General features: G+C 65.8%; 8 protein-coding genes. 5 read left to right on the top strand and 3 right to left on the bottom strand.

The annotated features are described in order from the left end of the window. On the bottom strand, positions 1-2,342 hold a 2,342-nt coding region (polA, locus tag JNK68_13725; GenBank protein MBL8541403.1), incomplete at its 3' end, for a DNA polymerase I. Positions 2,343-2,440: 98 nt separating this feature from the next. Here polA and JNK68_13720 point away from each other — a divergent pair. Genes JNK68_13720 through JNK68_13705 form a run of 4 tightly spaced genes read left to right on the top strand, consistent with a single transcriptional unit; the run spans position 2,441 to position 5,318 of the window. Next, a complete protein-coding gene (locus JNK68_13720) occupies positions 2,441-3,169 on the top strand; it encodes a TIGR00730 family Rossman fold protein (protein MBL8541402.1) in 729 nt (242 codons plus the stop codon). 56 nt (positions 3,170-3,225) lie between these two features. Then, positions 3,226-3,564 carry a DUF2782 domain-containing protein gene (locus JNK68_13715; GenBank protein ID MBL8541401.1) on the top strand — a complete coding sequence of 113 codons (339 nt, stop codon included), beginning with the start codon at positions 3,226-3,228 and terminating at the stop codon, positions 3,562-3,564. 24 nt (positions 3,565-3,588) lie between these two features. Next, complete coding sequence (locus tag JNK68_13710; GenBank protein ID MBL8541400.1) at positions 3,589-4,539, top strand: homoserine kinase; 951 nt, start codon at positions 3,589-3,591, stop codon at positions 4,537-4,539. A gap of 38 nt (positions 4,540-4,577) precedes the next feature. After that, the gene (locus tag JNK68_13705) at positions 4,578-5,318 is read left to right on the top strand and encodes a hypothetical protein (GenBank protein ID MBL8541399.1); all 741 of its coding nucleotides are present in this window, start codon (positions 4,578-4,580) and stop codon (positions 5,316-5,318) included. An 11-nt stretch (positions 5,319-5,329) separates the two neighbouring features. On the opposite strand, the gene JNK68_13700 is transcribed toward JNK68_13705, so the two are convergent. Then, positions 5,330-7,555: a UvrD-helicase domain-containing protein gene (locus JNK68_13700; protein MBL8541398.1), complete on the bottom strand. Its 2,226-nt coding sequence runs from the start codon at positions 7,553-7,555 to the stop codon at positions 5,330-5,332. A 51-nt stretch (positions 7,556-7,606) separates the two neighbouring features. After that, positions 7,607-8,491 (bottom strand): phosphoribulokinase, encoded by an 885-nt coding sequence (locus JNK68_13695; GenBank protein ID MBL8541397.1) that lies wholly within the window; start codon positions 8,489-8,491, stop codon positions 7,607-7,609. 233 nt (positions 8,492-8,724) lie between these two features. Here JNK68_13695 and JNK68_13690 point away from each other — a divergent pair. Continuing rightward, positions 8,725-11,299: leucine--tRNA ligase (locus JNK68_13690; GenBank protein ID MBL8541396.1), on the top strand; the 2,575-nt coding region annotated here is incomplete at its 3' end.

The following is an 11,299-nucleotide window of genomic DNA, read 5'->3' as shown; positions in this document are numbered from 1 at the left end:
GCCCTCGCTTGCCCACGCGTTCGCTCCATGTAGGCGGCAACGCCCGGGTAACGCGCGAAGTACCGCTCCATGTACTGCTGCGCGGCGCCGCGCTCGACCCCGAGCTGTGCGGCGAGCCCGAATGCCGACATGCCGTAGATGAGTCCGAAGTTGATCACCTTCGCATAGCGCCGCTGTTCCGAGGTGACCGCGTCGAGATCCACCGCGAAGACTTCGGCGGCGGTCGCTGCATGAATGTCCCGGCCTTCGGCGAAGGCGCGCAGCAACCCGTCGTCGCCCGACAGGTGCGCCATGATGCGAAGCTCGATCTGCGAATAGTCCGCAGAGACGATGACCGCTCCCTGCGGGGCGATGAACGCCTCGCGAATGCGACGCCCCTCCGCGGTGCGGATCGGGATGTTCTGCAGATTCGGCTCGTTGGACGACAGTCTGCCGGTGACGGCGACGGCCTGTCCGTAAGTCGTGTGCACGCGTCCGGTCCGCACATTGACGACCCGCGGCAGCTTGTCGGTGTACGTGCTCTTGAGCTTCGCGAGCGCACGGTAATCGAGGAGCAATCTTGGCAGCGGATAGTCGAGGGCGAGCTGTTGCAGCACGTCCTCGTCCGTGGAGGGTGCGCCACTCGGCGTCTTCTTGATGACCGGCAGCTTCTGCCGCTCGAAGAAGAGTTCCTGAATCTGCTTCGGCGAATTGAGATTGAAGCGCTGGCCGGCGACCGCATACGCTTCGAGCTCGATTTCGCGCATCCGGTTGCCGAGCTCGTGGCTCTGAACCTCCAGCAGTCTCCGGTCGAGCAGGACTCCGTGGCGCTCCATCGCGAAGAGCACGGGCAGCACCGGCATCTCGATGTCGAGATACACGCGCGTGAGCTTGGCGTCCCCGGATATCGACGGGAACATCGCATGGTGCAACTGCAGGGTCACATCGGCGTCTTCCGCTGCGTACTCGGTGGCGCGGTCGACCGCCACCTGATCGAAGTCGATGCGCGAAGCGCCCTTGCCGGTGACTTCGTCGTAGGTGATGGTCTTCATCCCGAGATGCCGCTCGGCGAGGTTGTCCATGTCGTGCGAGAGATGACTCTCGAGTACATAGGACTCGAGCAGCGTGTCGTGCGCTGCACCGTGCACGGCAATGCCGTGATTCGCGAACACGTGCAGGTCGTATTTCAGGTTCTGACCGACCTTGAGCTTCGAGCGGTTTTCCAGCCACGGGCGCAGCAGGGCGAGCGCGCGCTCCGCCGACAGTTGCTCGGGTGCAGCCGGCCCGCGATGCGCGACCGGAATGTACGCCGCCTCATCCGGCACGATCGAGACGGATATGCCGACGAGCCTCGCCTGCATGGGATCGATGCTGGTCGTCTCGGTGTCGATCGACGCGAGCTCCGCTGCGTCGAGTCTGGCCACCCAGGCGGCGAGCGCCTTCTCGTCGAGCACGGTCTCGTAGCGGCGCTCGCGCGCCGGCGGCACCGCCGCTGGCTCCACCAGGACGGGCTCGTCGGCCGTGTCGAGCTCGCGGCGCCAGCTCTTGAAGTCCAGGCGCTCGAAAAGCGCCTTCAGCCGCGGCCGGTCCGGCGGCTGCGGCGCGAGGTCGCGCACCCCCCGGGGCAGCGGCACGTCGCACTTGATGGTGAGAAGCTCGCGTGCCTGCGGCAGCCAGTCCCGCACCTTGCGCAGATTCTCGCCGATCACACCGCCGATCTCGTTGGCGTGGATGATGACGTTGTCCAGGCTGCCGTACTCCGCGAGCCACTTCGCGGCGGTCTTGGGACCGACCTTCTCCACCCCGGGAATGTTGTCGACGCTGTCGCCGACGAGCGCAAAGTAGTCCGTGATGCGCTCCGGCGCCACGCCGAACTTCGCGCGCACGCCGTCCGCGTCGAGCGACTCGTTCGACATCGTGTTGACGAGCCGGATGCGCTCGTTCACGAGCTGCGCCATGTCCTTGTCACCGGTCGAGACGACGGTATGGAGTCCTTCGCGCTCGGCCTCGCGCGCGAGGGTGCCGATGACATCGTCGGCCTCGACGCCATCGATGACGAGGACCGGCCAGCCCATGGCGCGGATGCAGTCCATGAGCGGCTCGATCTGCGCCGCGAGATCGTCCGGCATCGGCGGGCGGTTCGCCTTGTAGTCGGCGTAGGCGTCGTCGCGGAAGGTCTTGCCTTTTGCGTCGAAAACGCAGGCGCTATACTCCGCCGCGAAATCCTTGCGCAGGCGCCGCAGCATGTTGATGACGCCGTAGATGGCGCCGGTCGGCTCTCCCGTCCTGTTGCGCAGATCGGGCAAGGCGTGAAACGCGCGGTACAGGTAGGAAGAGCCGTCCACCAGCAAGAGCGTGGTCATCGTCCGTGCTTCTCCTCGATCACCTTCAGCCGGCGGCGGCCGGCGTGCGTCTTGCGTAGCGCCTACGCGTTTCGAGGAGATGAGCTGGAGTCCGGATCATGAACGGCATGCAGAAGATTCCGTCGCCGCTGGCCACGGAGATCACCGAAAAGACGTGGTCGGCGCGCGAGTCGTGGCGCGTGTTCGAGATTATGGCAGAGTTCGTCGAAGCGACGGAACGCCTGACCCCGATCCGGCCCGCGGTTTCCATCTTCGGCAGCGCCCGCACGCTGCCCGGCCATCCCTACTACGAGCTTGCCGAGCGCATTGCGCGGCAGCTGTCCGACGCCGGCTTCAGCGTGATCTCGGGCGGCGGCCCGGGTGTGATGGAGGCCGCGAACAAGGGCGCGTTCTTCGGACGCTCGCCCTCGGTCGGCCTCAACATCCAGCTGCCGCACGAGCAGCACGACAATCCCTATCAAGACGTGAGCCAGACCTTCCGTCACTTCTTCGCGCGCAAGGTGATGTTCGTGAAATTCGCCTCGGCGTACGTCGTCATGCCGGGTGGTTACGGCACGCTGGACGAGCTGTCCGAAGCCTTGACGCTGGTGCAGACGGCGAAGACGCGCAAGATCCCGATCATCCTCGTGCAAGGCGCGTTCTGGCGCGGACTGCTCGACTGGTTCCGCAACACGCTCGTTGCCGAAGGCATGATCGACGCGGCGGATCTCGATCTGATGCAGGTCATCGACGAGCCGAAGGAGGTCGTGGATGCGATCTTCAGCCACTACGAGAAGCGCGGTTTCGAGCCGTCGCCGCGGGAGCGGGAAATCCAGCTCAATCTTTGACATGGTACACTGACCGGCCGTTTGGGTCGCCCGCCCGAACCTAGCGGATTTCGCCGATGCGCCGTTTCCTCCCCATTCTGCTGCTCCTTTTCGTCGCGACCGCGCTCGCCCAGAGCACGCCGCCACCGGATCTCGAACCCCTGCCGGAACCGCCGCCACCACCGCCCGGCCTCGAGGACGACGACGTCGCCGAGCCCGAGGTGACGATCCAGCAGCACGGCGAAGACACCTACGAGGAATACCGCCTGAACGGTCAGCTGTACATGATCCGCGTGACGCCGCGCCATGGCGTCCCGTATTACCTCGTTGATCCCACCGGCGCCGGCAATTTCGCGCGCCAGGACGGCCTCGGCGGCAACGTCAGTCCGCCCATGTGGGTGATCCACCGCTTCTAGCATCCCTGCAGCTGTGCCAATGTCATGTCGGTGTTCACGACGGTCACCCGCGACGACCTCGGCCTCTGGCTGAAGCGGTATTCCGTGGGCAGTCTGACCGACCTGCAGGGGATCGCTGCCGGCATCGAGAACACCAACTATTTCGTCACGACGAGCCACGGTCGCTACGTGCTAACGCTGTTCGAGAAGCTCACCGCGGCCGAGCTGCCGTTCTATCTCCACCTGATGGCGCACCTGTCGAGTCACGGCATTCCGTGCCCGCGGCCGATCGCGGACCTCGACAATGCCTTGCTCGGTGCGCTGAACGGGCGTCCTGCCAGTCTCGTGAGCTGCCTGCCGGGGCACGAAGTGAGCGATCCGGCAGAGGACCATTGCGCACGCGTCGGCGAGATGCTGGCGGACATGCACCTGGCGGGCCGAAGCTACAACGCGACGATGGCAAACCCGCGCGGTCCGTCCTGGTGGCGGTCCGCGGCCACCGAGGTGATGCCGTTTCTCGGCGCAGATGATCGCACCCTGCTCGCAAACGAGCTCGGCTTTCAATCCCAGTACCGTTTCGAGGATCTGCCGCGCGGCGTGATCCACGCCGATCTCTTTCGCGACAACGTCCTCTTCACCGGCACCGGGATCGGCGGTGTGATCGATTTCTACTTCGCCTGCACCGACGCGCTGCTCTACGACGTCGCCATCACCGTCAACGACTGGTGCGTGACCCCCGAGCGGAACATCGACAGTCCGCGTGCGCAGGCACTGCTCGACGGCTATCGTGCCTTGCGCCCCTTCACGGAGGTCGAGCGGAAGGCGTGGCCGGTGATGCTGCGCGCGGGTGCGCTGCGCTTCTGGCTGTCGCGCCTGCAGGATTTCCACCTGCCGCGCCCGGGCGAACTCACGCACGCGAAGGACCCCACCCACTTCCGTCACCTGCTGGCGAACCATGTCGCACACGAGGCGGCCGCCCGCGGGTTGATGGACTGATCACCGACAACACCCCGCGGAAGAATCCAGACGAAGCAATGACCCTACAGGTGCAGAAGTTGAGCGTGGCGAACGGTCTGAAGTGGATCGTCGACGGATTCGCGTTGTTTCGTCTGCGCCCTTCCGTGTGGATCGCGCTGACGGCGATCTGGATGCTAATCAGTGTGGCGTTGGTGACGATCCCGAGCCTCGGCCAGCTCGTTCTCTATCTCGTCACGCCGGCTCTCGGTGCCGGAATGCTCGTCGGCTGCCGGGCGCTCGAGCGCGGCGACAACCTGGAGATCGCTCACCTCTTCGCCGGCTTTCGCAGCCAGCCGGGACCGCTCATCAGCATCGGCGGTGTCTATCTGCTCGGCAACGTCATCACGTTCGGCGCGTTCATGATGCTGGGCGGCGATCGCATCATCACCGCGGCGCTGGAGCGTGCCGCCGATGCGCAGGTCTCGCCGCCGGACGTGCCGGCCGCACCGCTGCTTTCCGTGTTCCTGCTCGTGCCGCTCTTCATGGCGGTCGTCTTTGCGCCGCCCCTCGTCATGTTCCAGAACCTGCCGGCCCTGCAGGCCATCAAGGCCAGCTTCCTGGGCTGCATGGCCAATCTCGCGCCCGTGCTGCTGTTCGCGGTGCTGTCGGCCACCTGCGCCATGATCGCGATGCTTCCGTATGGCCTCGGCATGCTGGTGTGGATCCCGATCTACGCTGGAGCGGTATATCGCGGCTACAAGGCGCTTTTCGAAGGCGGAACCCCGGCAGCACCGCCGGTGCCGGAAGCACCGGGTTAGGAGGGGCGGGATCAGGCGGGTGTGAGCTTCGCGTATTCGAGCGCGAGCCACTTGACGCCGGCGTTGCGGAAACTCACCTGCACGCGCGCATCTTCGCCGCGACCTTCCGCACCGACGATGACGCCGGCGCCGAATTTCGGGTGCAGGACATTCTGTCCGACGCGCAGCCCTCCCACCTCACGCGGTTGCTGCTGCACCGGGCGTGAAACCGAGCGCGCGGCTGCCGTGTAGGACTCGAAGGATCGCGCAGCGGGTGCTTCCACGGAAAAACCGCCGACGCGCTTCACGAGCGGCGGCGGAATCTCCTGCAGGAAACGCGAGGCGATGTGATAGCGCGTCTGCCCGTGCAGCATCCGGCTCTGCGCGAAGCTGAGATACAGTCGCCGCCGCGCACGGGTGAGCGCGACGTACATCAGCCGCCGCTCCTCCTCGACGCCGTCGGCCGCGGTGAGCGAGTTCTCGTGCGGGAAGAGACCTTCTTCGAGACCGCTGATGAAAACCGTGTGAAACTCCAGGCCCTTGGCGGAATGCACGGTCATGAGTTGCACGCAGTCGGTGCCGGGACCGGCTTGGCGCTCCCCCGCCTCGAGCGCCGCGTGATTCAGGAAGGCCACGAGTTCGCTCTCGGGCTCCGCCGAGGCGTCCGTCTCGGCGGTTTCGCCCGCCGGCGCAAGTCCGCGCTCGCGTTCGGCGACGAACGCCGTTGCCGCATTGACGAGTTCGGCCAGGTTCTCGAGCCGGTCTGCCCCGTCGCGCTCGCCCTTGTAGTGGGCGGCGAGCCCGCTCGCCTCGATCATGTGCTCGATCGTCTCGGCGAGCGGCAGGCCCTCGGTCGCTGCGCGCATCTCTTCCACGCGCAGCACGAAGCCTTCTACCCCTCTGCCCGGCGCCGACGCGCGCGCACCCTTGCCGCGCTGGCAGGCCGCCTGCCACAGGCTGACGCCGAGACCGCCCGCGGTTTCCTGCAATTGCTCCAGGGTGCGCGCTCCCACGCCGCGCGGCGGAAAGTTGATGACGCGCAGCAGCGCGCCGTCGTCATGCGGATTCGCCATGAGCCGCAGGTAGGCGAGCGCGTGCTTCACTTCCTGCCGCTCGAAGAAGCGCAGCCCGCCATACACGCGATAGGGCAGCGTCGCGGAGAAGAGTGCGTGCTCCAGGACCCGCGACTGGGCATTGGAGCGATAGAGGAGCGCGATGTCGGATAGCGCCACGCCTTCCGCGCGGAGGTTACGGATCTCATCGACGATGAATGCGGCCTCGTCGGCGTCGGACGATGCCTGATACAGCCGCAGCTGCTCGCCCGCGCCGTCCGCCGTCCACAGGTTCTTGCCGAGCCGCGCGCGATTCTGTCGGATCAGCGCATTCGCGGCATCGAGGATGTTGCCGTGGGAGCGGTAGTTCTGCTCCAGCTTGATGACGCGTTCGACCGCGAAGTCGCGCTCGAACTGCTGCATGTTGGCGGAATGCGCGCCGCGGAATGCGTAGATCGACTGGTCGTCGTCGCCCACGGCGAAGACGGCGGCCCCGCCCCCTGCAAGCAGACGCAGCCACTGATACTGGAGGCGATTGGTGTCCTGGAACTCGTCGACCAGAATGTGCTGAAAGCGCGCGCGATAGTGCTCGCGCAGCACCTCGTTGCCCGACAGCAGCTCGAAGGACCGCAGCAGGAGTTCCGCGAAATCCACCACACCCTCGCGCCGGCAGGCTTCGTCGTACGACGCATAGACCTCGCGCATGCGCCGACTGAAGTCGTCGGCCGGTTCGACCGCCGAAGGCCGCAGCCCTTCTTCCTTGTTCGCGTTGATGAAGTACTGCACTTGACGCGGCGGATACTTCTCGTCGTCGATGTTCAAGCTCTTCATGACCCGCTTCACGAGCGAGAGCTGATCCTGACTGTCGAGAATCGTGAAGAGCTGCGGCAGCCCCGCGTCCTGCCAGTGCATCCGCAGCAGCCGATTGCACAGGCCATGGAAGGTGCCCACCCACATGCCGCGCGTGTTGATCGGCAGCATGCCGGAGATGCGCGTCAGCATCTCGCGCGCCGCCTTGTTGGTGAAGGTGACGGCGAGCAGGCTGTGCGGGCTTGCCCGCCCGGTGGAGATCAACCAGGCGATGCGGGTGGTGAGAACCCGCGTCTTGCCGCTGCCCGCGCCGGCCAGGATGAGCGCCGACTGCCGCGGCAGCGTGACCGCTTCGCGCTGCTGCGGATTGAGACCGTCGAGAAAGGAGGCGGACATCGCGGGGCCCATCGAAACGAGCCCCGGATTATATCGAACCGTCGCGTTCGGTCAGCCGGTGACGGATCCCGAGCGCCGCTTCTTCTCCATGAGATCAAGAATCAGGGGCGTCAGGATGAGCTGCATCGCGAGGTGCAGCTTGCCGCCCGGCACGACGATGCAGTTCGGCCGCGACATGAAGGAGTCGTGCACCATCGTCAGCAGATACGGAAAGTCGATGCCGTGCGGATCGCGGAAGCGGATCACGACGAAGCTCTCCTCCGCCGTCGGGATGTCGCGCGCCACGAACGGGTTGGACGTGTCGACCGTCGGCACGCGCTGGAAGTTGATGTGCGTGCGCGAGAACTGCGGGATGATGTAGTTCACGTAATCGGGCATGCGGCGCAGGATGGTCTGCGTCACGTCCACGGCCGAGTAACCGCGCTCTTTCATGTCGCGGTGCATCTTCTGGATCCACTCGAGATTCACGATGGGCACCACGCCGATCAGCAGGTCGACCTGCGCGGCGACGTCACAGGTGTCGGTGCGCACACCGCCGTGCAGTCCTTCGTAGAACAGGAGATCGGTGCCCTCTGGCAGAGGCTCCCATTCCGTGAAGGTGCCGGGCGGCTGGCCGTAGGGTTCGGCTTCATCGCTGTTGTGCAGATACTTGCGGAACCTGCCGCTGCCGTTGCGACCGTACTGGCGGAACAGTCCTTCGATGTCTTCGAACAGATTCGACTCCGGACCGAAATGGCTCATGGTCCGTCCCTCGGCCTCTGCCTCGCGGATCGCGACACGCATGCCCTCGCGGTCGTACTTGTGGAAGCTGTCGCCCTCGATCACCGCCGCCCGGATGTTCTCGCGGCGGAAGATGTGCTCGAAGACGTTCTTCACGGAGGTGGTACCGGCGCCGGAAGAGCCGGTGACGGCAACGATCGGATGCTTGCGGGACATGTGCGCTCTCTCCCATGGTGCGGGTTTCATGCGGCCACGGCGGGCCGGGTTTTGAGTCGGCTTGCAGCCGAAAACCCATACTACATGGATTGCCTATAAACCAACGTCACGATTGTTTATCGTTCCGATCATGGCCGACTTATCGTGAGGCGGCGCACCGGAAACCCGATGGGGCTTGCGGTTATAATCGCGCACTTGCCCAACAGAGCCGCTCCAGCCCGCTAATACATCGCATGCAGGAAAAATACAACCACCGCATCGTCGAACAGGAAGCGCAGCGGCATTGGGAAGCGACGCAGGCGTACCAGGCCCGCGAAGACGCGAAGCGGCCCAAGTACTACTGCCTCTCCATGTTTCCCTACCCGTCGGGCAAGCTGCACATGGGGCACGTGCGCAACTACACCATCGGCGACGTGCTCACCCGCTACCACCGGATGCAGGGCTGCAACGTGATGCAGCCGATGGGTTGGGACGCATTCGGCCTGCCGGCGGAGAACGCGGCGATCGCGAACGGCGTATCACCCGCGGCCTGGACGTACGACAACATCGCCTACATGCGCAAGCAGTTGCAGTCGCTCGGCTTCGCCATCGACTGGGACCGCGAGCTTGCGACCTGCACACCGGAGTATTACCGCTGGAACCAGTGGCTGTTCCTGCGGATGCTGGAGAAGGGGCTCGCCTACAAGACGACCGGGGTCGTGAACTGGGATCCGGTCGACCAGACCGTGCTCGCGAACGAGCAGGTGATCGACGGTCGCGGCTGGCGCACCGGCGCGCTCGTCGAGAAGCGCGAGATCCCGATGTACTACCTGCGCATCACCGCGTACGCCGATGAGCTGCTCGACGGACTCGGCAGCCTGCCCGGCTGGCCGGAGCGCGTTAAGGCGATGCAGGCCAACTGGATCGGCCGCAGCGAGGGTGTCGAAGTCGGCTTCCCGTACGCCGACGGCAGCGGCGTGCTGACCGTGTTCACCACGCGCGCCGATACGCTCATGGGCGCGACCTACTGTGCCGTCGCTGCCGAACATCCGCTCGCCACACGCGCCGCCGCGCGCAATCCCGAGCTCGCCCGCTTCGTCGACGAGTGCAAGCGCGGCAGCGTGATGGAGGCCGACCTCGCCACCATGGAGAAAAAGGGCATGCCCACGGGCGAGTTCGTTCTCCATCCGCTTTCCGGTGACAAGTTGCCGGTGTGGGTCGCCAACTACGTGCTCATGGGGTACGGCGAAGGCGCAGTGATGGCGGTGCCGGCCCACGACGCGCGCGACTTCGAGTTCGCCACCCGCTTCGGGCTGTCGGTGAAGATGGTCATCGCCTCGAAGACCGGGGCGTACCAGGAAGTGACGGCGCCCTGGCAGGACGCCTACGCCGAGCATGGCGTGACGGTGAACTCTGGTGACTACTCAGGGCTCGACTTCGCGCAGGCGGTCGACGCCATCGCCGCGGCGCTGGAGAAGAGACAGCTCGGCCGCAAGCGCGTGCAGTATCGCCTGCGCGACTGGGGCATCTCGCGTCAGCGCTACTGGGGAACACCCATCCCGATCGTGCATTGCCCCGGCTGCGGCGACGTGCCGGTACCGGACGATCAGCTGCCGGTGGTGCTGCCGGAGGATTGCGTGCCAGACGGCTCCGGCAATCCGCTCGCGAAGCGCGCGGATTTCGTGAATGTCGCTTGCCCGTGTTGTGGTGAGCCCGCCCGCCGCGAAACCGACACGATGGACACCTTCGTCGATTCGTCGTGGTACTTCCTGCGTTATGCCTGCCCGCGGCAGTCACAGCGCATGGTCGACGAGGCGGTACAGTACTGGCTGCCGGTCGATCAGTACATCGGCGGCATCGAGCACGCCATCCTGCACCTGCTCTATTCGCGCTTCTGGACGCGCGTGATGCGTGATCTCGGCCTGGTCCGCCTCGACGAGCCGTTCGCGAATCTGCTCACACAAGGCATGGTGCTGAACGAGATCTTCTTCCGCCGGACCGATGCGGGGCGCATCACGTACTTCAACCCGGCCGATGTGGTCAGCACCGTGCAGGGGCAGCCGGTCAGCACCGCGCAGGGGCAGCGGGGCAGCGCCGTGCTGCGCGCCGACGGGGCGCCGGTGGAAGCGGGTGGCATGGGTACCATGTCGAAGTCGAAGAACAACGGCGTCGACCCGCAGGCGCTGATCGATGAATACGGGGCGGATACGGCCCGCTTCTTCATGATGTTCACGAGTCCGCCGGAGCAGACCCTGGCGTGGTCGGATGCCGGCGTCGAGGGCGCCGCTCGCTACCTCAAGAAGCTGTGGGCATTTGCGCGGGACTTCGACGAATCTGCGCGGCCTCGACTCGCCGGCCATAGTGAGCGTGTCGACGGGGCCGACGACGCCGAGCTGGCGGCTTGCCGCCGCGAGATTCATCTCAATCTCCGGCAGGCGAGCTACGACCTCGAGCGCCATCAGTTCAATACGGTCGCCTCGGCGTGCATGAAGATGCTGAACGCGCTGGATCGCGCGCCGCGCGCGAACGCGCCAGCCGCCGCGCGGCTGATCGAGGAAGGACTCTCCATCCTGCTGCGCGTGCAGTCGCCGATCACGCCGCACATCTGTCACCAGCTGTGGTGCGATCTCGGCTACGCGGGCGACATCCTCGATGCCGGCTGGCCCGTCGTCGACGAGGCGGCGCTGGTGCAGGACGAGGTAGATCTCGTGCTGCAGGTCAACGGCAAGCTGCGCGGCAACATTCGCGTGGCGCGCAACGCCGATCGGGCGGCCATCGAGCGCATCGCACTGGCGGACCCGGGTGCAGCGCGCTTCATTGCCGGTCAGC

The sequence above is a fragment of the Betaproteobacteria bacterium genome (assembly GCA_016791345.1).
Lineage (GTDB): Bacteria > Pseudomonadota > Gammaproteobacteria > Burkholderiales > JAEUMW01 > JAEUMW01.
The sequence above is the reverse complement of the archived record's forward strand: the minus strand, read 5'-3'. Positions and strand labels throughout refer to the sequence as shown.